We start from the raw sequence: 24,621 nt of genomic DNA, 5'->3' as shown, positions 1-24,621 counted from the left end.
GCGCGGCGCGCGGTCGTCGCGGGTCAGTCCGTGCCGGCGTCGTACATCGCCGACTCGGATGCTGCCTCGATCGCTTCGTCGAGGGCGTCGGCCGCGGCATCCTGCGACTCGGCGCGCCCGGTGATCTCGTCGGCCTCACCCGCCGTCACGCGGCCCACGAGGTCGCCGGCGGCTCCGCCGATGATGCCGGCGGCGGCGTAGTGCTCGAGGCGGCTGCGCGAGTCCGCGATGTCGAGGTTGCGCATGGTGAGCTGGCCGATGCGGTCGGTCGGGCCGAACGCGGCGTCGCCCACACGCTCCATCGAGAGCTTCTCGGGGTGGTACGACAGGCCGGGGCCGGTGGTGTCGAGGATCGTGTAGTCCTCGCCGCGGCGCAGGCGCAGCGTCACCGAGCCGGTGATCGTCGAGCCGACCCACTTCTGGATCGACTCGCGCAGCATGAGGGACTGCGGCTCGAGCCAGCGGCCCTCGTACATGAGGCGGCCGAGGCGACGGCCCTGCTCGTGGTAGGTCGCGAGCGTGTCTTCGTTCAGGATGCCGTTGACCAGGCGCTCGTACGCCGTGAACAGCAGGGCCATGCCGGGGGCCTCGTAGATGCCGCGAGACTTCGCCTCGATGATGCGGTTCTCGATCTGGTCGCTCATGCCCAGGCCGTGACGGCCGCCGATGCGGTTCGCCTCGAAGACGAGCTCGACGGGGTCGGCGTACTCCACGCCGTTGAGGGCGACCGGGCGACCGGCTTCGAAGGACACCGTGACGTCTTCGGCCTCGATCTGGACCGACGGGTCCCAGAACCGCACGCCCATGATGGGCTCGACGGTCTCGAGTGACACGTCGAGGTGCTCGAGGGTCTTCGCCTCGTGCGTGGCGCCCCAGATGTTCGCGTCCGTCGAGTACGCCTTCTCCACCGAGTCTCGGTACGGGAAGCCGTGCTCGACGAGCCACTCGCTCATCTCCTTGCGACCCCCGAGCTCGGTGACGAAGTCGGCGTCGAGCCACGGCTTGTAGATGCGCAGCGCGGGGTTGGCCAGCAGGCCGTAGCGGTAGAACCGCTCGATGTCGTTGCCCTTGTAGGTCGAGCCGTCGCCCCAGATGTCGACGCCGTCATCCTTCATGGCGCGCACGAGCAGTGTGCCCGTCACCGCGCGGCCGATCGGCGTGGTGTTGAAGTAGGTGCGCCCGCCGGAGCGGATGTGGAAAGCGCCGCAGGCGAGGGCGCCGAAGCCCTCCTCGACGAGCGCCGGCTTGCAGTCGACGAGGCGCGACACCTCGGCGCCGTATGTGAGGGCACGGTCGGGGATCGACTCGATGTCGTCTTCGTCGGGCTGGCCGAGGTCACCGGTGTAGGTGCACGGGATCGCGCCCTTGTCGCGCATCCACGCCACGGCGACGGAGGTGTCCAGACCCCCGGAGAAGGCGATGCCGACGCGCTCGCCGACGGGCAGGGACTGAAGGACCTTCGACATGGTCTCCAGTCTAGTTGCGGGCATGATCGCACATTTTCGGTGTGACGGGGCGGAATGGCGCGAGAGCCCACAAAGGGCCAAGGTTGGAGTATGAGCATTCACGTGAACGCCGACAATTTCGCGCGTGCGGAAACCGACCGCATGTTCGCGGACATCCAGCGCGATGCCGGCGGCGTGAACACCTTCCGGCACAACCGCGAGCCCGCGTCGATCGACGCGCAGACGGTCATCCGGCTGAACCGCGACACCCTCTACAGCTTCGCGATCGTCGACCTGTCCGAAGGGGCCACGCTCGTCGTCCCCGACGCCGGCGAGCGGTACCTCTCGGTGATGATCGTCGACCGCGACCACTACGTGCGCGCGGTCCTCCACGACGCCGGTGCCTACGACCTCGCCGAACGGGCGCCGGGCGCGGACTATGTGCTCGTCGCCGCCCGCACGCTGGTGGATCCCGACGACCCCGATGACCTGGCGCGCGTGGCCGAGGTTCAGGACGCCCTGCGGCTCGAGGCTGCATCGGAGGTCGCCTTCGTCGGCGACGAGTACGACCCCGCGTCGCTCGACGCCACGCGCAGCGCGCTCCTCGCGCTCGCCGCAGGACTCCGCTCGTTCGAGCGCACGTTCGGCTCGCGCGACGAGGTCGACCCGGTGCGGCACCTGATCGGAACCGCCGCCGGATGGGGCGGCCTGCCGGTGTCGGAGGCGTCGTACGTCGGCGTGGACCCTCAGCTTCCGGTCGGCTTCTACGACCTGTCGATGCACGACGTGCCGGTCGACGCGTTCTGGTCGGTCTCGGTCTACAACGCCGAGGGCTACTTCCAGCCGAACGATGAGGGGCGCTACACCGTCAACAGCGTCACGGGACACCGTGACGAGGACGGCGTCGTGACCGTGCACTTCACGCCGCCGGGGGCGGCGACCGAGCCCAACAGCATCCCGCTTCCCGAAGGCTGGAACTACCTCATCCGCCTCTACCGCCCCCAGCCGGCGTTCGCCGCCGGCGAGTGGCATGTGCCCGATCTGGTGCGCCGTCGCGACCGTGAGGCGGAGTTCGCCGCCGATCATCCGACGGATGAGGGGACGGATGCCGCGGCCGGCGACGACGTGATCGACGAGGTTCCGCGGCACGACGACGGCGTCGGTGCGGGTGAGCCGGACGCGGCCGGGTCCGACGGGGCGGCCGACGCGGAGCCCGGGGCCGAGCCGGCCGCCGCCGCTGAGCCGGCCACCGACGCCGAGGCCTACGAGGGTCCCGACGTGGAAGTGTCCGACGACGTCGCCCCGCCCGCGAACGCGGCCGACGGGGCACACCGCGCGGCCGACGGAGCACATCGCGAGGCCGACACCGGAGCGGCTCCCGTCGCGTAGCAGGGGCCGGCGCAGCATCCACTCTCTCGTTGTCAGTGGCCCTCGACTTCGGCCTGTCGCGCCTCGATCCACTCCTCTTCGACGTGGTCGCCGGTGAGGTGATCGAGTTCGCGCTCCGCGCCGACGCGCCGGCCCCACCACACGATGAGCGAGGCGAAGACGAGGAAGGCGACCGAGATGACGGCGATCCAGAACACCACCGTCGGCCATCCGCCGGCGCCGTTCGGGTTCAGGAACGGATAGGGGTACCAGTACGGGTCGCCGGTCACAGGGTTCGTCACGAGCGGTCCGCGCATCATCGTGTAGAGGACCCAGAGGATCGGGAAGGCGATGATCGCCCACACCGCGCGCCACGGCAGCGCGCGGCGGAGCGGTCCCACGAACAGATCGGCGAGCAGGAACAGCGGGCCGATGAGGTGGAGCACCTCGTTCGACCACGGGATCGGCGCGCTGCCCTGGTCGAGCACGATCTGGCGCAGCAGCAGGTTGTAGACCACGCCCGTGATGATCATGTAGGTCGTCACGCACGCCAGCGCCAGCGCCAGCGCGGGCGGCTCGGCGTTCGAATGACGGCCCCGGGTGAAGAACCACAGCGCGGCCCAGATCAGCACCGCCGCCGCGAGGCTGTTCGAGAGGATCGTGAAGAAGCTGAAGAAGTTCGCCAGGGTCGTGCCGACGTCACGACCCAGCTCGGCCGCCGTCGACAGCGACTTCGCCAGCTGCGCGACGACGGCGGCGATGATCAGGGCGGCCATCGCGAGCCGCATGACGGACCAGGTCTGCGCCCACGCCTTCGATCGCATGGCGCCACCTTAGCGGCGGGCCGGCGGCGCCGCCCCGATAGGATGGGGTGTAACCGTCCGATAACGGGGGAGTAGCCCATGCCAGGCATCGTGATCGTCGGAGTCCAGTGGGGAGACGAGGGCAAGGGCAAGGCCACCGATCTCCTGGGCGACCGCACCGACTGGGTCGTCAAGTTCAACGGCGGCAACAACGCGGGCCACACGGTCGTCATCGGCGACGAGAAGTACGCTCTGCACCTCCTCCCCAGCGGCATCCTGTCGCCCGGCGTGAACGCGGTGATCGGCAACGGCGTGGTGATCGACCTCGAGGTGCTGTTCGCCGAGCTCGAGGCCCTGCACGCGCGCGGCGTCGACACCTCTCGCCTGCGGGTGAGCGCCAACGCCCACATCATCACGCAGTACCACCGCACGCTCGACAAGGTCACCGAGCGGTTCCTCGGCAAGCGACAGATCGGCACGACCGGTCGCGGCATCGGCCCCGCGTACGCCGACAAGATCAACCGCGTCGGCATCCGCGTGCAGGATCTCTTCGACGAGAACATCCTGCGCCAGAAGGTCGACGGCGCGCTCGACCAGAAGAACCACCTGCTGGTGAAGATCTTCAACCGTCGCGCCATCACCGCCGATGAGATCGTCGAAGACCTCCTCTCGTACGCCGACCGCCTTCGCCCGATGGTCGCCGACACCGGCCTGCTCCTCAACGAGGCGCTCGACGCGGGCGACGTCGTCGTGTTCGAGGGCGGCCAGGCCACGATGCTCGACGTCGACCACGGCACGTACCCGTTCGTCACGTCCTCGTCGGCGACCGCCGGCGGCGCCGCGACCGGCTCGGGCGTCGGCCCCAACCGCCTCGACCGGATCGTCGGCATCGTCAAGGCCTACACGACCCGTGTGGGTGCCGGTCCGTTCCCGACCGAGCTCTTCGACGAGAACGGCGACTTCCTGCGCTCGCGCGGGTTCGAGTTCGGCACGACCACCGGTCGCCCGCGCCGCGTCGGCTGGTACGACGCGCCCATCACCCGCTACGCGACGCGCATCAACGGCATCACCGACCTCGTGCTCACGAAGCTCGACATCCTCACCGGGCTCGACCAGATCCCGGTCTGCGTCGCGTACGAGGTCGAGGGCGAGCAGTTCGACGAAGTGCCGGTCAACCAGTCGGACTTCCACCACGCCAAGCCGATCCTCGAGTACTTCCCCGGCTGGAAGCAGGACATCTCGACCGCGCGCACGTTCGAGGACCTCCCGCGCGAGGCACAGGAGTACGTCCTCGCCCTCGAGGCGATGAGCGGCACGCGCATCTCGGTGATCGGCGTCGGCGCTGCCCGTGACGCGGTGATCGTGCGCCACGACCTCATCGACTGACCCGGGCTGCCCGACGACCTTCCGCGCACCTGTCGCTTTGCTCGGACGCACCTGTCGCTTTGCTCGGACGCACCTGTCGCTTTGCTCGGACGCACCTGTCGCTTCGCTCGGAACAGGTGTTCTGGCGGAGGCAGGACCATGGACGGCGAGAACGTCCTGTTCTCGCCGGAACACCTGTTCTCGGACCGTAGGAGTGCTGCATGAGATTCTGGCTGGGCGGGTACACCGCCGACATGGACGGCGTCGCGAGCGGCATCGGGATGCTGCACGCCGGCGCCCCGGACGACGGATCGGCGGGCGGTCCCCTGAGCTTCGCGGGGGAGGTCGCGCGCGCCGACTCCCCCTCGTGGGTCGCCGCGCATCCCATGCGCGACGTGGTCTACGCGGCCCTCGAGGCGCGGGGCGCCGTGCAGGCATTCCGGCGCACGGGCGAGGCATCCTTCGTCCCGCTCGGCGAAGCAGTCCCCGCGGGTGAGGCGACCTGCCACGTCGCGGTGGCGCCGGACGGCGGGTCGCTGATCGCGTCGTGCTGGGGTGACGGTCGCGTCGTGCGCATGTCGCTGGATGCCGCAGGCCGGCCCTCGTCGCCGGTGATCGCTGCGGCGGCCGTCGATCCGCATGGTCCCGACGGCGATGCGGCGGGCGCCGGCTCGGCCGACCTCGACCTGGCCGCTGCCGCGCGCGCCCTGCGCGACGCGGCAGGGCCGGAGTACGCGCACCTCGTGCCCGACCACGACGCAGCCGCCGCCGACGGAGACGCGGAAGCCGCGGCATCCGCTCGCCCATCCCGTGCCCACCAGGCCACGTTCCTGCCCGGCGGGCTCATCGTGACGACCGATCTGGGGCACGACCTCGTGCGGTTCTGGCGGGCCGGCCCGGCGGGACTGCGACCCGGCCAGCAGGTCGCCCTGCCGAAGGGGAGCGGCCCCCGGCACGTCGTCGTGCACCCGAGCGGCCATCTGTACGTGGTGACGGAGTTCTCGTGCGAGGTGTTCGCGCTCGCCGCGTCGGCCGACGGCACGTGGCGGGTCGTGGGCGGCACCGCGCTCGGCGCCGGAGGCGTGCTGCCGGGCGACTCGGCGGCCGAGCTTGCGGCATCGCGTGACGGCGAGTTCCTCTACGCGGGCGTGCGCGGCAGCAACACCCTCGCGACCGTGCGCGTGCGCGGCGCCGGTGAGACGCTCAGCCCCGTCGCGCTCGTGGACGCGGGAGTGGACTGGCCGCGCCACCACGTCGTCGTGCGCGACACGCTGCTGGTCGCGGGGCAGCGCTCCGACGAGGTGGCGTCGCTCACGCTCGACCTGCGCACGGGCGTGCCGGGTCGGGTGCGCCACCGCACCCCGGCGCCGTCTCCGACCTGCCTTCTGCCGGCGTCCTGACGCTCCGCGCCTGCGCGTGGCCTAGCGCTTCGCGTCCTGCCGCGGGATGAACACCTGCTTGATGATCAGCAGGATCGACGCGGTGACCGGGATCGCGACGAGCGCTCCGAGCAGGCCGAGTAGCGTGCCGCCGACCATCGCTCCGATGACGACGAGCGCACCCGGCACCGAGATCGCCTTGTTCATGACGCGCGGCGTCAGCACGTAGGCCTCGAGCTGCATGTAGATCAGGTAGACGATCGCGAAGATCAGCGCGGGAAGCCACCCGGTGAACAGGGCGATGATCGTGGCGGTGATCCAGTAGAGCACCGAACCGATGAGCGGGATGAGGGTGATGAGGAACGCGAGCACGCCCATGAGCGCGGGGAAGGGCAGGCCGAGGAACAGGTGGAGGAAGAAGGCCACGAGCGAGTTGCAGAACGCCAGGACGACCATGCCCATCAGATAGGCGCCGATCGAGTCGGTGATCTGGTTCGTCATCGCCGTCGCCTTCGGGCGGTTCCGGGCGGGCGCGAACTGCATGAACGCCACCTTCATGGCGGGGAGCCCGGCCAGGAAGTACAGGCTCAGCACGAGCACGATGATGAGGCCGGAGATCGTCGTGCCGACGCTGAGGGCGAAGTTGAGCACGCCGCCGCCGATCGTCGCGAGGTTCGCCGGGTTCGCGAGGAACGACTTCAGCTGGGTCACCATGTCGCCGACCTGGCTGCCGAACGTGCTCGTGAGCCAGCCGTAGAAGTCCGACGCCTGGAACTGCGTCACGAGGTCGGGCAGGTCGGTGATGAACGAAGTGATCTGCTTCACCAGCGTGGGCACGACGAGCAGCAGGACTCCGGCGAAGATGACGGCGAAGACCGTGTAGACGATGATGATCGCCCACGCGCGGCCGACCTTGTGCCGCTCGAACCACCGCACGACGGGGTCGAGGCCCAGCGCGACGAAGAGCGCGAACACGACGTAGATGATGATCGTCGAGAGGTTCCAGAAGGCCAGGCCGAGAAGAATGGCGACCAGCCCGCCGAGCGTCAGCAGCAGGCCGAGGCTGAACGGGTGATTGAGGTTCGCCCAGAAGGTCTTCGACTCGGGGGCCTCGCCCGAGAGCTCCGCGACGCCGTCGGGCACCGCATCGCCCTGCGCGTGCGCCGCGTTCGTGCCCGAACCCGGGTCGGCGGCCAGCGGAGCGAGGGTCTCGGCGTCGCTCGCGCCCAGCGAGGAGGAGGCGTCGTCGGTCATGCGTCACACTCTAGGGGCGGGGGTGGGGTCGAACGACGGGCCGCTCCGCAAATCACCCCGTGCGGGCGACACACGCCGGAAGCCGGCCGAACCGCTCGGGTATCGTCGTTGCGGAGGAGGACCCATGACCGAGGACCCGACGACCACGCTGCACCGGCTGCGCAGCAGCATCGACAACATCGACGCCTCGCTCGTCTACCTTCTCGCCGAGCGCTTCAAGGCGACGAAGCAGGTCGGTCACCTGAAGGCCGAGCACGGGATGCCGGCGTCCGACCCCGCGCGCGAGGAGCAGCAGGTCGCCCGCCTCCGCCGCCTGGCCGAAGAGGCCGACCTCGACCCCGCGTTCGCCGAGAAGTGGTTCAACTTCGTCGTCGCCGAGGTCATCCGCCACCACACCGAGGCGGCCGACAGCCGCTGACCCGCGAGGCTACGGGACCGCGCGGCGGAGCGTCAGGTACGACACCCCGGCCAGCACCGCGCCGAGCAGCAGCCCCCACAGGGCCAGTCCGAGGGCGCCCTGCGTCGCGAACCAGGTGAACACCTCGGTCCAGGCATCCATCCGGCCGACGAGATACATCCACAGCACCAGCAGCGCGCCGAGCCCGACGAGCACCAGCGTGACCGCGATCGTGCCGGCCCTCTTGTAGATGGTGGCCGCCCAGAAGCCCGAGACGAAGACCAGCATCGCGGCGGTGAACCAGAACACCAGCGCGACGGCGGGCCCGCCCTCCCACACCCAGGGGAGGTAGAAGAAGTAGCCGTTGAGTCCCCAGCCGCCGGTCGCGTTCTCGATGGCGCCGCCGACGACGTACACCGAAGCGAGGACGAGGCTCGACGCCGCCGCGGTGAGCAGTGTGCCGATGTAGAACTCGCGCCGCGTCACGCTCATCGCCTGTGAGAACGGGAAGCTGAGGGTCAGGGACTGGACGCCGACGACGCAGAAGTACCAGAGCGGTGCCTGGGCGCCGCCGCCGTACTTCTCGCCGGTCACGCCTGCGCTCTCGAGCATGGCGTAGATGGCGAGGGTGAGCAGGAATGCGCCGCCCAGCACGAGCAGCGGAACCCAGATGTAGGTCTGCCGGTTGATCAGCTGCATGCGGACGACGTTGACGGTGCGGCTCATCGCAGTGCTCCTTCGTCGAGGGGGGTCTGTTCCGTGCTGCCGGCGGCGTGCTGGGTGGTGCGCACGATGAGCTGCTGCAGCGACACCGGAGCGACCTCCAGGCCCTCGGCATCGATTCGCACGCGGTCGGCGTCGGTGAGGGTGCCGAGCACCGTGACCGAAGAGACGTGGCCCAGGCTCTCGCGATGGATCACCTCACGGCCGGCGATGAATCGCTCGACCGCGGCCGAGGGGCCTACGATGTTCGCGGCGCGGTCGCGCACGGCATCCGTGTCCTCATCCATGATGATGCGGCCGCGATCGATCACGATCACGCGCTCGATGAGGTTGGAGACCTCGTCGATCAGGTGGCTGGACAGGATGATCGTGCGCGGGTGCGCGGCATAGTCGGCGAGCAGCCGATCGTAGAAGATCTGCCGGGCGACGGCGTCGAGGCCGAGGTAGGGCTCGTCGAAGAACGTGACCTCGGCGCGCGACGCGAGCCCGATGATGACGCCCACGGCCGAGAGCTGCCCACGCGACAGCTTCTTGATGCGCCGGTTCATCGGCAGCTGGAAGTCGTCGATGAGGCGGTCGGCCAGCTCCTGGCTCCAGTTCGGGAAGAACAGCCGTGCCGTCTTGAACGCGTGCGCGGGCTTGGCGTCGTCCGGGTACTTCTGGCTCTCGCGCACGAAGCACATGCGCCCGAGCACCTTCGCGTTCTCGTACGGATTCTCGCCGAACACGCGGACCTCGCCGTGCGTGGGGAAGTTCTGCGCGGTGAGGATGGACATGACCGTGGTCTTGCCGGCGCCGTTGCGCCCCAGCAGGCCATAGATCGTGTCCTTCTCGATCGTGAAGGTCACGTCGTCGACGGCGAGCGTCTCGCGGTAGCGCTTGGTGAGCCCCTTCACCTCGATCACGTGCGTCATCGTGCGTCTCCTTCGGTAGCGATAGCGGCAGCCGCCGCGCTCGCGCGGTCGCGGATCAGGTCGGTGAGGTCCTCGGCACCGAGTCCGAGCGTGCGTGCCTCGGCGAGCAGCGGCTCGACGTAGCGGTCGGCGAAGGCGGCGCGTCGCTCTGCGAGCAGGCGCTCGCGGGCGCCCGGCGCGACGAACATGCCGATCCCGCGCCGCTTGTAGATCACGCCCTTGTCGACGAGCATGGCGATTCCCTTCGCGGCAGTGGCGGGGTTGATGCGGTAGAAGCCGGCGAGCTCGTTCGTCGACGGAGCACGGCCCTCTTCGGGCAGGCTGCCGTCGACGATGGAGTCCTCCACGCTCTCGGCGATCTGGAGGAACAGCGCCCGGCCTTCTTCGATCACATAGACCCCGCTTTGTCGGTTACTTACCTGACTAAGTAACCATAGAACCGGATGCTGCGCAAGAGCGGGCAGCGCGGCCCGGCGGCCCGCACCGGGTGATATCACGCGTGCGCGGGTAGCGAGCAGGGCGGCACCTGTCGAATTTGCCCTGGTCCGAGAAGGATGACACGTTGGATCCGGCCCACTGCGGGCCACTCCCGACCAGTCCGCGGTCGCGGCAGAGCCCTGGGGGGCACGCCGCGCACGTACGGTCGGCGGCCTTTGCGCGGATCCGACATCCGCTGCCGAGTCGGCTCACCCCTCGTGCGGCGAGCCCCGTGGCCGCCACCCGGGCGTAACCGATGCAGCTCCCTGCACCGGGGCTGCCGAGGTGCAGTGTGACCCTTCCGCCTGCCATCGAGGCGAAGAACCTGTTCAAGGTCTTCGGACGAAATCCCCACAGCATCGTCGAGCGCCTGCGCGCCGGTCAGAGTCGCGCCGACGTGGCCGACTCCGGCACGGCCGCGGTCATCGACGCCGGCTTCACCGTCCAGCCGGGGGAGATCTTCGTGATCATGGGGCTCTCCGGATCGGGCAAGTCCACGATCATCCGCATGCTCAACGGTCTTCTGCCGCCGACCGCCGGAGAGGTGCTCGTCCACGGGCAGAGCATCACCGCCGCGTCCCCGCAGCGACTGCGCGGCGTGCGCCGTCAGTCGGTGTCGATGGTGTTCCAGCACTTCGCGCTGCTCCCGCACCGCACCGTGATCGACAACGCCGCGTATGCGCTCGAGATCCAGGGCGTTCCCCGCGCCGAACGTCGCGAACGGGCGCTCGAGATCCTCGCGAAGGTGGGACTCGACGACCGCGCTGAGGCGATGCCCGACGAGCTCTCGGGCGGCATGCGACAGCGCGTCGGTCTCGCCCGCGCGCTGACCGCGGGAACCGACATCCTGCTCATGGATGAGGCGTTCTCGGCGCTCGACCCGCTGATCCGCCGCGAGATGCAGGAGCAGCTCGTCGAGCTGCAGCGCGAGCTCGGCCGCACGATCGTGTTCATCACCCACGATCTGAACGAGGCGATGTACCTGGGCGACCGCATCGCGGTCATGCGCGACGGACGCATCGTCCAGACCGGTACGCCGGAGGACATCCTGACCGATCCCGCGAACGACTACGTCGCACAGTTCGTCCAGGACGTCGATCGCGCCCGTGTGCTTACGGCGGGCTCGGTCATGGCTCCGCCGGCGGCGGCGACACCGCTCAGCGCGGGTGTGCGGGGAGCCCTGCGCGTCATGCGCGACCTCCAGGTCGGGTCCGTCGCCGTCCTCGAGGGCCGTCGCTACCTCGGATCGGTGAGCGACCGCGCAGTCGTCCGCGCCGTGAAGGCCGGCAGCACCGACCTGCGCTCCCTCATCTCGAACGCGCAGCCCGTCGTGTCGCCGAACGACCCGCTCACCGAGGTGGTGGAGCGCGCCGTCGAGAGCCCGATCCCCATCGCCGTGGTCGATGACCAGCGTCGCCTCGTCGGAACGATCCCGCGCGTCACCCTGCTCGCCGCGCTGGGCAACGTCGACCCTCAGACGACCGAGATCCCGATCATCGAGGCGCCGTCATCGGTGCCGCAGGCAGAGCTCATGAGCACGCTCGTGGCGGTGGGCGAGTCCGTGGGACAGCCCACGACGGAAGGAGGTGCGTGATGGAGGGTCTGCGACTTCCGCTGGGCGACGCCGTCGAGGCGTTCGTCGACTTCCTCGGCGACTCGCTCGGGTGGCTCTTCGATGCGATCGCTCTCGCGCTCGCCGTCGTATACGACGGGCTCGACTGGGTGCTGCGCACGCCGCCGTTCTGGGTGGTGATCCTCGTCCTCGCGGCGATCGCCCTGTGGGTCAAAGGCGTCAAGCTGGCCGTCGGCACCGCCCTCGGACTCGTCCTGATCGTGGCCGTCGACCAGTGGGATGCGGCGATGGACACGCTCGCCCTCGTGCTCGTGGCTTCGGCGATCGCCATCGCGATCGGCATCCCGGTCGGCATCTGGGCGGCGCGCAACGACCACGTCTCGCGCGTCGTGCGTCCTGCGTTGGACTTCCTTCAGACGATGCCGGCGTTCGTCTATCTGATCCCTGCGATCATCTTCTTCGGCGTGGGCGCGGTGCCTGGGATGATCGCGACCATCCTGTTCGCGCTGGCGCCCGGGGTGCGCCTGACCGAGCTCGGCATCCGCGGCGTCGACCGGGAGGTGGTCGAGGCGGGTCACGCCTTCGGTGCGACACCCGGGCGCATCCTGCGCCAGATCCAGCTTCCACTCGCGCTGCCGAGCATCATGGCGGGTGTCAACCAGGTGATCATGCTCAGCCTGTCGATGGTCGTCATCGCCGGCATGGTCGGCGCCGGCGGACTGGGCGGCGAGATCGTCCGTGCGATCGGACGCATCGATGTGGGGCTCGGGTTCGAGGCGGGCATCGCCGTCGTGATCATCGCCATGATCCTCGACCGCACGACATCGGCGCTCGCGGTGCAGAGCAGGCGCACGGGGCGAGGGACGCGCGCGTCCAGGCGCGCCGCGTCCGCGTCGGCGGAGACCGCGGCCGCTGCGGCATGAGGCGAGCGGATGCCTCGAGCCGAGGCATCCGCTCATCACAGACCAGGCGGGAGCATCGCCCGCCGGAGGTGCGCGACCTTCGCGCGCCTGACCAAGACCGATCCGTGCGACAGCAGCGCGGATGGAGAGGAAGTCACGATGATGACCAAGAGAAAGCATGCACTCGCAGGGGTCGCGCTCGTCGGCGCGGCGGCCATCGCACTCACCGGCTGCGCGGGCGGCGCCGAGGAGACCGGCGACGGCCCGGCCGACCGGCCGATCGAGATCGCGGTCTTCAACGGCTGGGATGAGGGCATCGCCGCGTCGCACCTGTGGGAGAGCGTCCTCGAGGCGCAGGGATACGACGTCAACCTGACCTATGCCGACGTCGCTCCGATCTACGCTGGTCTGGCCAAGGGCGACTTCGACCTCGTGCTCGACACGTGGCTGCCCACGACGCACGCCGACTACCTCGAGCAGTACGGCGACGACCTCGTCGACCTCGGGGCATGGAACGACGAGGCCTCGCTGACGATCGCCGTCAACGAGGACGCCCCGATCGACTCGCTCGAGGAGCTCGCCGCCAACGCCGACGAGTTCGGCGGCCAGATCGTCGGGATCGAGCCGGGATCCGGCCTCATGCGCATCACCGGTGACGAGGTCGTGCCCGGCTACGGCCTCGAGGACATGACGCTCGTGGAATCGTCCACGCCCGCGATGCTCTCGGAGCTGAAGTCGGCGACGGACGGCGGGGAGAACATCGTCGTCACGCTGTGGCGGCCGCACTGGGCGTACAACGCCTTCCCGCTGAAGGACCTCGAAGACCCGCAGGGTCTGCTCGGCGACGCCGAGAGCATCCACTCGGTGTCGTCGGCGACGTTCGCCGACGAGTTCCCGGAGGTCAACGACTGGATCGCGGACTTCCAGATGCCCAGCGAGCTGCTGTACTCGCTCGAGGACGCGCTGTTCAACGGCGAGTCGAGCGGCGACTACGCGCCCGTCGTCGAGACGTGGATCGCGGACAACCAGGAATGGGTGGACGGCCTCACGTCCTGACACCCCGAGACACCGCGCGCGGGCGCGGCGGAGCCTGGCTCCGTCGCGCCCGTCCTGTCACGGATGGGACTTCGGGTGGATCACGCGGCCCGGCGGCGCGGGATCGCCGGCCGAGCGGGCTGGGATCGGCCACGGCGCCGGCTGCGGCTGCGGCTGCGGGGCCGCGTCGGCCTGGGGGCCGGATGACGGCGTTGCGGCCGCCGGAGGCGGGGTCGTCGAGGGACGCGCGGGCGCGGCATCCGTCCCCTTCTCAGCCTGGGCGGGAGAGGGGAGCTCGAGCGAGACCTTCGACTCGAGCACCTCGATCGCACCGTCGGAGAGCGAGATGAGGCCGTCGAGCTCCTGCCGCACGCGGCGGTAGGCGAGTTGCCGCTCGGCGGGTGTCGCGGCCTGGTCGATGGCGACGGTCAGCAGCTGCTTGGCGGTGTCGAGGCGCTTGCGCTCGACTTCGGTGAAGCTGGAGTCCTTGAGTCGGCGCGCATCGCGCTCGGCGACGTCGAACGCCACCTCGAAGTCGGCGACGGCGTTGCGGTACTCGGCGAGCTGCTCCTTCGTCAGCCGCGCCTTGGGCGACGCGGGCCGCAGTCCGTCGGCGATGCGCTTCGCGCGCAGGAACGCGGCGGTGAGCGGCTGGCGTCCGTCGCTCATCGCCGGGAACGCGATGATCTTCGCGACGTCGAGCTCGTACTCGAGCCAGCGGTGGGTGACCGCGTCGTGCGTCGCGAAGAGCCGCTCGAGCTGCGTGGCCTGCGTCTCGCGCGAGGCCTGCGGACCGCCGACCGTGGTCGCGGTGGGCGAGGTGACGGGCGGGAGGGATGCCGCGGCCACCGCCTGGCCGCGCGCAGCCGCCTTCAGCTCGGCCTTGGCGTGCAGCACCTCGAGCCGGCGCTTGTGCCGCCGGCGCGCGCCCCGTTCCCAGGCGCCACCGACGGCGCTCATCACGCCGAAGAGCGGGAAGATGAGCCACCAGTATTGACCCAGGAAGTCGAAGAACGGCTCCACCCTGTCATGGTAACGGGCATGCCTGACCTCGTCGCACGCTCTGGGCAGGCGCCCAGCCTGGGCGGGCAGGCCGTCGTCAGTGCGGCGCCGAGTCGGGCGGCTTCGCCGAGAACTTGCGCGGCAGCACCACGGCCGACCGCAGCCCCTCGATGACGGGGATGGCGGCGTCGATCATGTCGGCGACCGAGCCGAGCACGCCGGCCACGCCGCCCTGCGGAGCGGGGGTCGTGCCGGGCACTCCCGCCTGCCGCTCGGCCTCAGTGAGGGCAGCGTCCATGGCGGCGACGGCGTCGCGGTACCGCACATACTCTTCCGGCGCGATGCGGCGTCCGGCGGTCGGGCGCAGCCACTGGGCCTCGCGCTGTGCGTGGAGGAAGGCGACGGTGGCGGGATGCCGCGAGTCGGTCAGTTGCGGATACGCCAGCGCCTTGTCGACGTCGGTCTCGTACGAGAGCCACCGGGCGTTCACGGCGTCCTGCGCCGCGTAGAGCCGCTCGATCGGCAGCGGCTCGGCGGTCGACGATGCGCGGTACTGGCTGTACGAGGCCTTCACGCGGGCGCGGCTCGCGCGCAGCGCGTACGACGCAGACTTCTCGGCGTTCCGGGCCGTCTGCAGCGCGCGCTTCGCCTCGAGGGGCACCATCCCCGTCGTGCGCGAGCGGGCGGCGAGCACGTCGGCCTGCGCAACGCGCACCTGCGCCCGTGCGGCGACGAGCGCGCGGTAGGCCTGCGACTCCTCGTGACGGGCGGCGTCGAGCTCGAGTCGTCGCGCTCGGCGACGACCCGTCGTCAGGCCCATGTAGGAAGCGGCTCCGACGCCCGCGGCAGCCGGAGCGGCCCACCACCAGCCCTGCACGAGCAGGATGAGAGGCTCCACCCTGCCATGGTAGCCGCGGCGCCGCGCGCCGGGCCGGGGTCGCGGTGAACGATCCGCCGGATCGAGTGCGACGACGCGCGGAGCCCGCCGCCGTGTATCGAGATCAGCCGAAGAGCAGCGCGAAGACCGTGGCGCCGCCGCCGACGAGGATGAGGGCGACGATCGTCACCCACGCGATGACCTTGACCCGCTTCTGCCGCGTGTCGTTGAAACCGCTGTACTCGTCGTCGTCCGCCGCCATGGTTTCGATCTTAGGCGGTGTGCTCGGTGATGATCGGGCCGAAGGCGTCGGGCAGCGTCGAGGTCGACGCGTCGCGCAGCTCGGCGAGCGGCACCGTGAACAGGCCCTGCACCTCGAGCGCCGGTGCGTCGCCGTCTGCGGCGACGTCGGTCACGCCGATGCGCAGCACCGGGTAGCCCCGGCCCTCGCACAATCCGCGGAACTTCACGTCGTCCTCGCGCGGGACCGACACGATGACGCGACCCGTCGACTCCGAGAACAGCGCGGTCGCGGCATCCACTCCATCGCGATCCTGGATCTCGTTCAGCCACACCCGCGCACCGACGCCGAAGCGCATGACCGCCTCGGCGAGAGCCTGCGCGAGTCCGCCCGACGACAGGTCGTGCGCGCTCGAGACCAGCGACTGCTGCGACGCGGCGTGGATGAGCTCGGCGAGCTTCTTCTCCTGCGCGAGGTCGACCGCCGGCGGGCGTCCGCCGAGGTGGCCGTGGATGGTGCCTGCCCACTGCGAGCCCGAGAGCTCGGTGGCCGTCACGCCGAGGAGGTAGATGTTCTCGCCGGCGTCCTGCCAGCCCGACGGGATGCGGCGGGCGACGTCGTCGATGATGCCGAGCACGCCGACCACGGGCGTCGGGAAGATCGGCTGGTCGCCGGTCTGGTTGTAGAACGAGACGTTGCCGCCGGTGACGGGCACGCCGAGTTCGAGGCAGGCGTCGGACAGCCCGTCGACGGTCTGCGAGAACTGCCACATCACCTCGGGGTTCTCGGGCGAGCCGAAGTTGAGGCAGTCGGTGACGGCGGTGGGCACCGCGCCGGTGACGGCGACGTTGCGATAGGCCTCGGCGAGGGCGAGCTTCGCGCCCTGGTACGGGTCGAGCTGGCAGTAGCGGCCGTTGCAGTCGGTGGCGATCGCGAAGCCGAGGCCCGAGTGCTCGTCGACGCGGATCATGCCCGCGTCGTCGGGGAACGACAGCGCCGTGTTGCCCATGACGTAGTAGTCGTACTGGTTCGTGATCCACGACGTGTCGGCGAGGTTGGGGCTCGCGACGAGCTGGACGAACTGGCGGCGCAGCGTGTCGGGGTCGACGTCGCGGGTGAGGGCGGAGGCCGAGTCGTCGCGCAGCGCGTCGATCCACGTCGGGTAGGCGACGGGGCGCTCGTACACCGGGCCGTCGACCGCGACGGTCGAGGGGTCGACGTTAACGATCTCCTCGCCGTGCCAGAAGATCTGCAGTCGTCCGTCGCCGGTCACCTCGCCGAGCACGCTGGTCTCGACATCCCACTTCTCCACGACCGCGAGGAACGCGTCGAGCTTCTCGGGAGCCACGATCGCCATCATGCGCTCCTGGCTCTCGCTCATGAGGATCTCTTCGGGCGTGAGCGTGGGGTCGCGCAGCAGGACGTTCTCGAGGTCGACGCGCATGCCCGAGCCGCCGTTCGCGGCGAGCTCCGACGTCGCGCACGAGATGCCGGCGGCGCCGAGGTCCTGGATGGCCTCGACGAGCTCGTCGCGGTAGAGCTCGAGGCAGCACTCGATGAGCACCTTCTCGGCGAACGGGTCGCCGACCTGCACGGCGGGGCGCTTGGTCGGGCCGCCGTCGGCGAAGGTGTCGGAGGCGAGGATGGATGCTCCGCCGATGCCGTCGCCGCCGGTGCGGGCGCCGAACAGCACGACCTTGTTGCCGGCGCCGGTGGCGTTGGCGAGCTTGAGGTCTTCGTGGCGCAGCACGCCGACCGCGAGGGCGTTGACCAGCGGGTTGCCCTGGTAGACGGCGTCGAAGACGGTCTCGCCGCCGATGTTCGGCAGACCGAGGCAGTTGCCGTAGAACGAGATGCCGCTCACGACACCGTGCACCACGCGCGCGGTGTCGGGGTTGTCGATGGCGCCGAAGCGCAGCTGGTCCATGACGGCGACCGGACGCGCCCCCATCGAGATGATGTCGCGGACGATGCCGCCGACCCCGGTCGCGGCGCCCTGGAACGGCTCGATGTAGCTGGGGTGGTTGTGCGACTCGACCTTGAAGGTGACGGCCCAGCCCTCGCCGATGTCGACCACGCCGGCGTTCTGGCCCATGCCCACCATCAGGCGGGTCTTCATCTCGTCGGAGACCTTCTCGCCGAACTTGCGGAGGTAGATCTTCGACGACTTGTACGAGCAGTGCTCCGACCACATGACGGAGTACATCGCCAGCTCGCCCGAGGTGGGGCGGCGGCCGAGGATCTCACGGATCCTGTCGTACTCGTCGGGCTTGAGTCCGAGCGCCGCGTACGGCTGCTCCTTCTCCGGCGTGGCGGCGGCGTTTTCGACGGTGTCGGCAGCCGGGCGTGCGGCTGCGGGCGTCGGAGAGGGGGTGGTCACGCGGCTGAGCTCCAGGAATCGGGGATGCCGGACCCGACCAGTCTAGTTCGGCCGCGGCATCCGCTCGCCCTGTGCGTCGGCGGGAGCAGGAGAGGGTTGACGGATGCCGCGACCCGGCGTAACGTACAACCAAATGGTTGTAGATTCAGGACTCAGCGATGAACAGATCGACCGCGTGTTCCACGCGCTCGCCGCAGCGACGCGGCGCGACATCCTCCGGCGAGCGATCGAGGGCGAGTACTCGGTCTCGGCGCTCGCGGGCGAGTACGACATGTCGTTCGCGGCAGTGCAGAAGCACGTCGCGGTGCTCGAGGCGGCCGGTCTCATCATCAAGCGCGCCGAAGGGCGCGAGCGTCTCGTCCGGGCGGACCCGGTCATGATCGCCCGCGCCCGCGCACTCCTCGCGCGTTACGAGGAGCTCTGGCGCTCGCGCATCGACCGGCTCGATGCGCTGCTCGCCGAGCCCGCACCGGGGAACACCGGCCATCCCGGCCGTCCCGGCACCGACACCACCGATCCCACCCAAGGAGCATGAGATGCCCGTCACCGATGTCACCACCGATCCCGAAGCGCTCACCATGACGCTCACGGCCGACTTCGACGCGCCCGTGGAGCGGCTGTGGGCCGCCTTCACCGAGCCGCAGCAGCTGGAGCGCTTCTGGGGCCCTCCGGGCTGGCCGGCGCGCTTCCCGACGTTCGACTTCTCGGTCGGAGGGCGCGCGGTCTACTACATGACCAGCCCGCAGGGCGAGAAGTCGTACGGGTCGTGGGAGTTCCTCGAGATCGACGCGCCGCGCGGCTTCACTGTGCTCGACAACTTCGCCAACGAAGACGGCGCACCGCTCGAAGGCATGCCCGTCATGCGGGTCGTCTTCACCTTCGAGCCGACGGCGACCGGCTCCCGCATGGTCAACGTCTCGCACTTCGCATCGGCCGACGCGCTGCAGCAGGTCGTCGACTTCGGCGCCGTCGAAGGCTCCACCATGGCGATCAACCAGCTCGACCGTGTGCTCGAAGGGCTGCGCGCCTATGCCGCGGGCAAGGGCACGCAGACCGAGATCCTCGACGACACGCACGTGCGCATCACACGCCTCATCGAGGGACCCATGGACCTGGTGTGGCGAGCTCACCAGGAGCCGCAGCTGCTCGAGAAGTGGATGCTCGGTCCCGACGGCTGGCGGATGACCGTGTGCGAGGTCGATCCCGCCGTCGGCGGGAAGTACCGCTACCAGTGGGCGCCCACCGAAGGCACCGAGGGCGAGCCCTTCGGGTTCGACGGCGAGACGGTGCTCTCGGAGGCGCCGCGCCGCGCGGTCACCACCGAGCACATGACCGGCACCGACTACCCGTCGACGCTCAACGACCTCAACCTCGACGAAGAGGACGGCGCGACCCTCATCACACTGCTCATCGAGTATCCCGACAAGGAGACGCGCGACATCGTCCTCGGCACCGGGATGACCGAGGGCATGGAGGCCAGCTACGCCCGCCTCGAAGGAGTGCTGGCCGCGGTCTGACCTCGACCCCCTGGGCGCTCAGGCCCCGAGGCTCCCCGAGCCCTCCGGGCTCCGGGCTCGGGCCCTGGGCCCCCGAGCCCTTGGACCCTCGAGCCCTTGGCCCCTCGAGCCCCTTTGCTCACCTGTCACGATCTGCCGGGTCGAACGGCAGAACGTGACAGGTGAGCGGGGGTGTCAGGCCGCTCGGAACCGGTTCACCATCGGGCAGTCGAACGGGTCGCGCGCGGCGAGGCCGACGCGGTTCAGGTAGTCGATGACGATGCCGTACGACTGGATCAGGCTGGTCTCGGTGTACGGCACGCCGCGCGTCCGGCACTGCTCGATCACGATCTCGCGCGCCTTGGAGAGGTACGGCCGGGCCATGCTCGGGAAGAGGTGGTGCTCGACCTGGTAGTTCAGGCCGCCCATGAGCGCCGTCGCCCACCAGCCGCCGCGGATGTTGCGCGAGGTGCGCACCTGCTTCGAGAAGAAGTCCAGCTTGGCGTCGGGGGCGATGATCGGCATGCCCTTGTGGTTCGGCGCGAACGATGCGCCCATGTACACGCCGAAGACGGCGAGCTGCACGCCGAGGAAGGCGAACGCCATGCCCAGCGGCAGGAACATGAAGATCGGGGTCAGCAGCACGGCGAACCGCAGGGTGATCAGGCCCAGCTCGATCCAGCGGTCCTTGACCTCGCCGCGGCTGAGCAGATGCTTGAGACCGAGCGCGTGCAGATTCGCACCCTCGAGCGTGAGGAGGGGGAAGAACAGCCAGCCCTGCTTGCGGGTGATCAGGGCCCCCAGGCGGCCCACCTTCGCGGCGTCCTCCTCGAGGAACCTGATGGTGTCGACCTCGATGTCGGCGTCCTTGCCCACGCGGTTCGGGTTGGCGTGGTGCCGGTTGTGCTTGTTGTTCCACCACGACAGGCTGATGCCGACCACTCCGGCGGCGAGGAAGCGGCCGAGCCGGTCGTTCGCCGGACCCGACGCGAGGATCTGCCGGTGTGCGGCCTCGTGGGCCAGGAACGCCACCTGCGTGAAGAGGATGCCGAGCGCTCCGGCGATCAGCAGCTGGTACCAGGTGTCGCCCAGCAGGATGAAGCCGGTGATGGCCCCGCCGAATCCCAGCACGAGCGCGGCGCCCACGAGGGCGTAGAACCACTCGGCACGGCGCAGGAGACCGGTCTCGCGAACGACCTGCGATACCTCGGTGTAGGCACGGGCCACGGGCGGGAACGTCTCGGCCCCGGCGTACGTCTGGCGCACAGCGCCGGGACGACCTTCGGGGGCGACGGTGGTGAGGATGGCGATGATTGCACCTGCTCTGGGTCGGATGCCGACCTCGAGGTCGACGCGGAGCCACAGGCGGATGCCGATCGCTTAGGCCCACCCTACGCACGTGCATATGGCCCGACCGGAATGGGTGCGGACTCCCAGGTACCTCGGTGAGCACGCACAGAAACCACCCGCGCGCAACGCCGGGTTCGGCATCCTTCCCCCACCTACGATGGCCTCGTGGACTTCTCCCTCGAATTCACCCCCGACCTGATCGCCGTCTTCCTCACGCTCTTCGTGCTCGAGGTGGTCCTGGGTGTCGACAACGTCATCTTCATCTCGATCCTCGCGTCCAAGCTGCCGAAGGAGCAGCAGGCGAAGGCCCGCAACCTCGGCCTGACGCTCGCGATGGTCATGCGGGTGATCCTCGTGCTCTTCGCGGGCTGGATCATCACACTGAAGGAGGACGTCTTCTTCATCGGCGAGATGGGCTTCTCGTGGAAGGATCTCATCCTCATCGCGGGTGGCCTGTTCCTCGTCTACAAGGCCGTCACCGAGATCCACCACAAGCTCGAAGGCGCCGAGGAGGAGCACGGCGGTGTGGGTCGCAAGACGATCACCTTCGGCTCGGTGCTCCTGCAGATCCTGCTCCTCGACCTCGTCTTCTCGCTCGACTCGGTCATCACCGCGGTAGGCATGACCGAGAGCCTGGTCGTGATCATCACGGTCGTTGTGCTGTCGTTCGGCATCATGCTGTTCGCGGCGCGGTTCATCTTCGCCTTCGTGAACAAGCACCCCACCGTGAAGATGCTGGCGCTGTCGTTCCTCCTCCTCATCGGCGTGTTCCTCGTCGCCGAAGGCTTCGAGATCAAGATCGACAAGGCGTTCATCTACGGGCCGATGGCGTTCGCGATCTTCGTCGAGGGACTCAACCTCTGGGCAGCCTCGCGCAAGGCGAAGCGCGAGCAGCGTCGCCGCATCCCGGTGCAGCTGCGCCCGCAGTACCCCGACGTGGACGAGTCCGTCGCGGTCTCCTCGGCGCTCGGCGCCTCGGGCGGCGCGGTGGGCCTCTCGCGCAAGCCCGTTGCCGGAGACACGACCGCCGAGAACGAGCGCGCCGGCCTGGGCTGATCCGGCTCGCCGGACGGGCAGGTCAGGCGCGGTCGATCACGAGGCGGTAGCCCATGCCCTGCTCGGTGAGCAGGTGCCTCGGCCGGGCCGGATCCGCTTCGAGCTTCTTGCGCAACTGCGACAGGTACAGCCGCAGGTAGCCGGTGTCGGTGACCTGCTCGGTGCCCCAGATCTCCTTCAGCAGCGCCCGCCGCGTCACGAGCGCTCCCGGATGCCGCACCAGCACCTCGAGGATCTGCCACTCGGTCGGTGTGAGGTGCACCAGTGCACCGCCACGTGTGACGGCGCGCGCAGACAGGTCGACCCGCACATCGCCGAACGACACGACGGGCTGGTCGTCGGATGCCGGAGCACGGCGCGACAGGGCGCGCAGGCGTGCGAGCAGCTCGTCGATCTGGAACGGCTTCGTCACGAAGTCGTCGGCCCCGGCATCCAGCGCGTCCACCTTGTCGGCCGAGCCGGTGCGCCCCGACACCACGATGATCGGGGCGGTGGTCCAGCCCCGCAGCGCCTCGATGACCTGCATGCCGTCGAGGCGCGGCATCCCGAGGTCGACCATCACGATGTCGGGGCGCTCCTTCGCGGCGAGGGCGATGGCTGCGGCGCCGTCGGGGGCGGCGATCACGTCGTAGCCGTGGGCCGACAGCGTGATCCGCAGCGCGCGGACGAGCTGCGGGTCGTCGTCGGCGACGAGCACCTTCACGACGCGCTCCCCGCGACCGGCAGGGCGACCACCATCGTCAGCCCTCCTCCGGGCGTGTCCTCGGGCGTGAGCGTACCGCCCATGCCGTCGGTGAAGCCCTTCGACAGCGCCAGCCCGAGTCCGAGACCCGCGGTGTTGTCGGTGTCTCCGAGGCGCTGGAACGGCGCGAACATCTCGTTCCGCCGCTCCGGTGCGACGCCGGCGCCATGGTCGGCGATGCGCACCTCGGCCATCGACCCGCTCACCCTCGTGCTGATCTCGACGCGCGTGCCGTCGGGCGCGTGACGCTGGGCGTTCGCCAGGACGTTGACGAGCACGCGCTGCAGCAGCACCGGGTCGGCCGCGATCGCCGGAAGCTCGGCGTCGAGGGCGAGGTCGACGGCGTCGGGTCCGAGGTCGAGCTCTTCGAGCGCGGAGAGGATCGCCTCCGCCGCGTCGACCGGTCGCAGCGAGACGGCGAGCACGCCGGCCTGGACGCGGCCGACGTCGAGGAGGTCGGTCACGAGCGTCGACAGGGTCGCGAGGCTCTCGTCCGCGGTGGTGAGGAGTTCCGACCGGTCGGCGTCGGAGAGGGCCGGCCCCGCGGCACGCAGGCCGCCGACGGCGGCGATGGCGGCGGCAAGGGGTCGCCGCACGTCGTGGCTCACCGCCGACAGCAGCGCGCTGCGCACCTGGTCGGCGACCGCGAGCGACTCCGCCGCGCGCGCCGCCTGGGTGAGCTCGGCACGTTCCAGGGCGGCACCGAGCTGGGCGACCACGACGTCGAGCAGGCGGCGCTCCGAGGCATCCGGAGCGCGACCGTGGAGCTCGAGCACCGCTCGGGGCTCGCCGTTGCGCCTGCCGACGGGCACGGACTCGAAGCGGCCGTCGCGCACCGGCTCGCCGTCGGTGGCGAGCAGTGTGCCGTCGCCGTCGACGAGCCGTACCCCGGCAAGCCCGAACGCCTCGCGCGTGCGGCCGACAAGGGCGGGCACCGCGCTCTCGCCGCGCAGCACGTTGCCCGCCACAGTCGCCAGCAGCTCGGCCTCGGCCGTCGCGCGCTGCGCGATGCGAGCGCGTCGGGCCGCCTGGTCGACGATGTAGCTCACGAGCAGCGCGATGAGGACGTAGAGGAAGAGCGCCCACAGGTGAAGCGGGTCGGATACGGCGACGGTGAACAGCGGCGCGACGAAGAGGAAATCGAGCGTGAGCCCTGACAGCACGGCGGCGAACAGCGCCGGCCAGATGCCGCCGACGAGCGCGACGATCACGACGAGCAGCTGGAAGGCCAGCACGTCCGACGTGATCGACTCGGGTGTGCGCGCGCTGGAGAGCAGCCAGGTGAGCAGAGGGCCGAACACGAGCGCGACGGCGAAGCCCAGCACGACCCGCTCCCGGCTGAGGGCACCGCCGGTCACGCGCGGAAGCGCCGATCGCCCGCCCGCTCGGGCATGGGCCACCACGTGCACATCCATGTCTCCGGCGTCACGCACGACCGTCGACCCGACTCCCGGTCTCGACAGCGCGGTGGCGATTCGACCGCGGCGGCTGACGCCGACAACGAGCTGGCCGGCGCGCTGGGCGCGCGCGAACTCGACGACCGCGCGGGCGATGTCGCCTCCGATGACCTGGTGGTAGGTGCCGCCGAGCGACTCCACCAGGGCCCGCTGCGCCGCGAGCTCCGTGGGCTCGACCGGGCGGCCGGCGCCCTCGGTCGCGACGTGGAGGGCATGCAGCTCAGCGTCTCCGGCGCGCTCGGCGATGCGCGCGGCGCGACGGATCAGCGTCTCTCCCTCAGGCCCGCCGCTCAGCGCGACCACGACGCGCTCCCGCGCGCCGGTGCGGTCATCGATTTCGCCCACGTCTCGATCCAACACCCGTGCGCGCCCGCATCCCTCCTGT

Annotated in this window: 21 protein-coding genes and 2 pseudogenes; 10 read left to right on the top strand and 13 right to left on the bottom strand. The window is 70.0% G+C overall.

Translation table 11 applies throughout. The annotated features are described in order from the left end of the window. Window positions 1-23: 23 nt before the first annotated feature. Window positions 24-1,466: an argininosuccinate synthase gene (gene argG, locus ACFC1W_RS05565; RefSeq protein WP_375989616.1), complete on the bottom strand. Its 1,443-nt coding sequence runs from the start codon at window positions 1,464-1,466 to the stop codon at window positions 24-26. Between the two features lie 90 nt (window positions 1,467-1,556). Here argG and ACFC1W_RS05560 point away from each other — a divergent pair, with 90 nt between their 5' ends. Next, the gene (locus tag ACFC1W_RS05560) at window positions 1,557-2,834 is read left to right on the top strand and encodes a DUF1254 domain-containing protein (protein WP_375989613.1); all 1,278 of its coding nucleotides are present in this window, start codon (window positions 1,557-1,559) and stop codon (window positions 2,832-2,834) included. A gap of 32 nt (window positions 2,835-2,866) precedes the next feature. On the opposite strand, the gene ACFC1W_RS05555 is transcribed toward ACFC1W_RS05560, so the two are convergent. Beyond that, the gene (locus tag ACFC1W_RS05555; RefSeq protein ID WP_375989610.1) at window positions 2,867-3,637 is read right to left on the bottom strand and encodes a Pr6Pr family membrane protein; all 771 of its coding nucleotides are present in this window, start codon (window positions 3,635-3,637) and stop codon (window positions 2,867-2,869) included. 78 nt (window positions 3,638-3,715) lie between these two features. Between ACFC1W_RS05555 and ACFC1W_RS05550 the strand changes: the two genes are divergently transcribed. Both ACFC1W_RS05550 and ACFC1W_RS05545 read left to right on the top strand, forming a co-directional pair. Further along, window positions 3,716-5,002: an adenylosuccinate synthase gene (locus ACFC1W_RS05550; RefSeq protein WP_375989607.1), complete on the top strand. Its 1,287-nt coding sequence runs from the start codon at window positions 3,716-3,718 to the stop codon at window positions 5,000-5,002. Between the two features lie 200 nt (window positions 5,003-5,202). Next, entirely contained in the window at window positions 5,203-6,381 is a 1,179-nt protein-coding gene (locus ACFC1W_RS05545; RefSeq protein WP_375989604.1) for a lactonase family protein, read from the top strand. A gap of 21 nt (window positions 6,382-6,402) precedes the next feature. On the opposite strand, the gene ACFC1W_RS05540 is transcribed toward ACFC1W_RS05545, so the two are convergent. Next, complete coding sequence (locus ACFC1W_RS05540; protein WP_375989601.1) at window positions 6,403-7,614, bottom strand: AI-2E family transporter; 1,212 nt, start codon at window positions 7,612-7,614, stop codon at window positions 6,403-6,405. Window positions 7,615-7,738: 124 nt separating this feature from the next. On the opposite strand from ACFC1W_RS05540, the gene ACFC1W_RS05535 reads away from it, so the two are divergent. Next, window positions 7,739-8,032, top strand: coding sequence for a chorismate mutase (locus ACFC1W_RS05535; protein ID WP_191765053.1), 294 nt, complete (start codon window positions 7,739-7,741; stop codon window positions 8,030-8,032). 9 nt (window positions 8,033-8,041) lie between these two features. On the opposite strand, the gene ACFC1W_RS05530 is transcribed toward ACFC1W_RS05535, so the two are convergent. Genes ACFC1W_RS05530 through ACFC1W_RS05520 form a run of 3 tightly spaced genes read right to left on the bottom strand, consistent with a single transcriptional unit; the run spans window position 8,042 to window position 10,040 of the window. Further along, the gene (locus ACFC1W_RS05530; protein ID WP_375989597.1) at window positions 8,042-8,737 is read right to left on the bottom strand and encodes a hypothetical protein; all 696 of its coding nucleotides are present in this window, start codon (window positions 8,735-8,737) and stop codon (window positions 8,042-8,044) included. Continuing rightward, window positions 8,734-9,648, bottom strand: coding sequence for an ABC transporter ATP-binding protein (locus tag ACFC1W_RS05525; protein WP_375989594.1), 915 nt, complete (start codon window positions 9,646-9,648; stop codon window positions 8,734-8,736). The genes ACFC1W_RS05530 and ACFC1W_RS05525 overlap by 4 nt, the downstream gene beginning before the upstream one ends. Continuing rightward, on the bottom strand, window positions 9,645-10,040 hold the full coding sequence (locus tag ACFC1W_RS05520; protein WP_375989591.1) for a GntR family transcriptional regulator: 396 nt from the start codon (window positions 10,038-10,040) through the stop codon (window positions 9,645-9,647). The genes ACFC1W_RS05525 and ACFC1W_RS05520 overlap by 4 nt, the downstream gene beginning before the upstream one ends. 341 nt (window positions 10,041-10,381) lie before the next feature. Between ACFC1W_RS05520 and ACFC1W_RS05515 the strand changes: the two genes are divergently transcribed. The 3 genes and pseudogenes from ACFC1W_RS05515 to ACFC1W_RS05505 all read left to right on the top strand — a co-directional run bounded on the left by ACFC1W_RS05515 (window position 10,382) and on the right by ACFC1W_RS05505 (window position 13,656). After that, window positions 10,382-11,719 (top strand): glycine betaine/L-proline ABC transporter ATP-binding protein, encoded by a 1,338-nt coding sequence (locus ACFC1W_RS05515; RefSeq protein ID WP_375989588.1) that lies wholly within the window; start codon window positions 10,382-10,384, stop codon window positions 11,717-11,719. A 377-nt stretch (window positions 11,720-12,096) separates the two neighbouring features. Continuing rightward, window positions 12,097-12,621, top strand: a pseudogene (locus ACFC1W_RS05510) (ABC transporter permease); the annotation flags it as partial. A gap of 138 nt (window positions 12,622-12,759) precedes the next feature. Beyond that, the gene (locus ACFC1W_RS05505; RefSeq protein ID WP_375989585.1) at window positions 12,760-13,656 is read left to right on the top strand and encodes a glycine betaine ABC transporter substrate-binding protein; all 897 of its coding nucleotides are present in this window, start codon (window positions 12,760-12,762) and stop codon (window positions 13,654-13,656) included. 57 nt (window positions 13,657-13,713) lie between these two features. Here the strand turns inward: ACFC1W_RS05505 and ACFC1W_RS05500 are convergent, their stop codons facing one another. The 4 genes from ACFC1W_RS05500 to purL form a co-directional block, all read right to left on the bottom strand. Then, window positions 13,714-14,658: a hypothetical protein gene (locus tag ACFC1W_RS05500; RefSeq protein WP_375989582.1), complete on the bottom strand. Its 945-nt coding sequence runs from the start codon at window positions 14,656-14,658 to the stop codon at window positions 13,714-13,716. Window positions 14,659-14,734: 76 nt separating this feature from the next. Then, a complete protein-coding gene (locus ACFC1W_RS05495; protein WP_375989579.1) occupies window positions 14,735-15,535 on the bottom strand; it encodes a hypothetical protein in 801 nt (266 codons plus the stop codon). Between the two features lie 103 nt (window positions 15,536-15,638). After that, the gene (locus tag ACFC1W_RS05490) at window positions 15,639-15,776 is read right to left on the bottom strand and encodes a hypothetical protein (protein ID WP_241111653.1); all 138 of its coding nucleotides are present in this window, start codon (window positions 15,774-15,776) and stop codon (window positions 15,639-15,641) included. 10 nt (window positions 15,777-15,786) lie between these two features. Next, entirely contained in the window at window positions 15,787-18,135 is a 2,349-nt protein-coding gene (gene purL / locus ACFC1W_RS05485; RefSeq protein WP_375989575.1) for a phosphoribosylformylglycinamidine synthase subunit PurL, read from the bottom strand. Between the two features lie 133 nt (window positions 18,136-18,268). On the opposite strand from purL, the gene ACFC1W_RS05480 reads away from it, so the two are divergent. Beyond that, a complete protein-coding gene (locus ACFC1W_RS05480; protein WP_375989572.1) occupies window positions 18,269-18,670 on the top strand; it encodes an ArsR/SmtB family transcription factor in 402 nt (133 codons plus the stop codon). Between the two features lies 1 nt (window position 18,671). Continuing rightward, window positions 18,672-19,652 carry an SRPBCC domain-containing protein gene (locus ACFC1W_RS05475; protein ID WP_375989569.1) on the top strand — a complete coding sequence of 327 codons (981 nt, stop codon included), beginning with the start codon at window positions 18,672-18,674 and terminating at the stop codon, window positions 19,650-19,652. Window positions 19,653-19,826: 174 nt separating this feature from the next. Here the strand turns inward: ACFC1W_RS05475 and ACFC1W_RS05470 are convergent, their stop codons facing one another. Then, window positions 19,827-20,945, bottom strand: coding sequence for a fatty acid desaturase family protein (locus ACFC1W_RS05470; protein WP_375991422.1), 1,119 nt, complete (start codon window positions 20,943-20,945; stop codon window positions 19,827-19,829). A 201-nt stretch (window positions 20,946-21,146) separates the two neighbouring features. Here ACFC1W_RS05470 and ACFC1W_RS05465 point away from each other — a divergent pair, with 201 nt between their 5' ends. Then, window positions 21,147-22,037, top strand: a complete 891-nt coding sequence (locus tag ACFC1W_RS05465) for a TerC family protein (RefSeq protein ID WP_375989566.1) — start codon at window positions 21,147-21,149, stop codon at window positions 22,035-22,037. 22 nt (window positions 22,038-22,059) lie between these two features. On the opposite strand, the gene ACFC1W_RS05460 is transcribed toward ACFC1W_RS05465, so the two are convergent. Both ACFC1W_RS05460 and ACFC1W_RS05455 read right to left on the bottom strand, forming a co-directional pair. Beyond that, the gene (locus ACFC1W_RS05460) at window positions 22,060-22,740 is read right to left on the bottom strand and encodes a response regulator (protein WP_375989563.1); all 681 of its coding nucleotides are present in this window, start codon (window positions 22,738-22,740) and stop codon (window positions 22,060-22,062) included. Then, window positions 22,737-24,554 (bottom strand): annotated as a pseudogene (locus tag ACFC1W_RS05455) (ATP-binding protein); the annotation flags it as partial. The pseudogene ACFC1W_RS05455 and the gene ACFC1W_RS05460, both read right to left, overlap by 4 nt. Window positions 24,555-24,621 lie beyond the last annotated feature (67 nt).

The organism is Microbacterium sp. NPDC056003, assembly GCF_042274785.1.
Classification (GTDB): Bacteria; Actinomycetota; Actinomycetes; order Actinomycetales; family Microbacteriaceae; genus Microbacterium.
Note: the sequence above shows the minus strand (reverse complement) of the source record. Positions and strands in the feature narration are given on the sequence as shown.

Bases quoted from the DNA above. Each gene is read 5' to 3' on its own strand.
- ACFC1W_RS05535 (WP_191765053.1), top strand. From the start codon at position 7,739: ATGACCGAGGACCCGACGACCACGCTGCACCGGCTGCGCAGCAGCATC.
- ACFC1W_RS05555 (WP_375989610.1), bottom strand. From the start codon at position 3,637: ATGCGATCGAAGGCGTGGGCGCAGACCTGGTCCGTCATGCGGCTCGCG.
- ACFC1W_RS05550 (WP_375989607.1), top strand. From the start codon at position 3,716: ATGCCAGGCATCGTGATCGTCGGAGTCCAGTGGGGAGACGAGGGCAAG.
- ACFC1W_RS05515 (WP_375989588.1), top strand. From the start codon at position 10,382: ATGCAGCTCCCTGCACCGGGGCTGCCGAGGTGCAGTGTGACCCTTCCG.
- ACFC1W_RS05480 (WP_375989572.1), top strand. From the start codon at position 18,269: ATGGTTGTAGATTCAGGACTCAGCGATGAACAGATCGACCGCGTGTTC.
- ACFC1W_RS05540 (WP_375989601.1), bottom strand. From the start codon at position 7,614: ATGACCGACGACGCCTCCTCCTCGCTGGGCGCGAGCGACGCCGAGACC.
- argG (WP_375989616.1), bottom strand. From the start codon at position 1,466: ATGTCGAAGGTCCTTCAGTCCCTGCCCGTCGGCGAGCGCGTCGGCATC.
- ACFC1W_RS05530 (WP_375989597.1), bottom strand. From the start codon at position 8,737: ATGAGCCGCACCGTCAACGTCGTCCGCATGCAGCTGATCAACCGGCAG.
- ACFC1W_RS05475 (WP_375989569.1), top strand. From the start codon at position 18,672: ATGCCCGTCACCGATGTCACCACCGATCCCGAAGCGCTCACCATGACG.
- ACFC1W_RS05505 (WP_375989585.1), top strand. From the start codon at position 12,760: ATGATGACCAAGAGAAAGCATGCACTCGCAGGGGTCGCGCTCGTCGGC.
- ACFC1W_RS05525 (WP_375989594.1), bottom strand. From the start codon at position 9,648: ATGACGCACGTGATCGAGGTGAAGGGGCTCACCAAGCGCTACCGCGAG.
- ACFC1W_RS05560 (WP_375989613.1), top strand. From the start codon at position 1,557: ATGAGCATTCACGTGAACGCCGACAATTTCGCGCGTGCGGAAACCGAC.
- ACFC1W_RS05545 (WP_375989604.1), top strand. From the start codon at position 5,203: ATGAGATTCTGGCTGGGCGGGTACACCGCCGACATGGACGGCGTCGCG.
- ACFC1W_RS05490 (WP_241111653.1), bottom strand. From the start codon at position 15,776: ATGGCGGCGGACGACGACGAGTACAGCGGTTTCAACGACACGCGGCAG.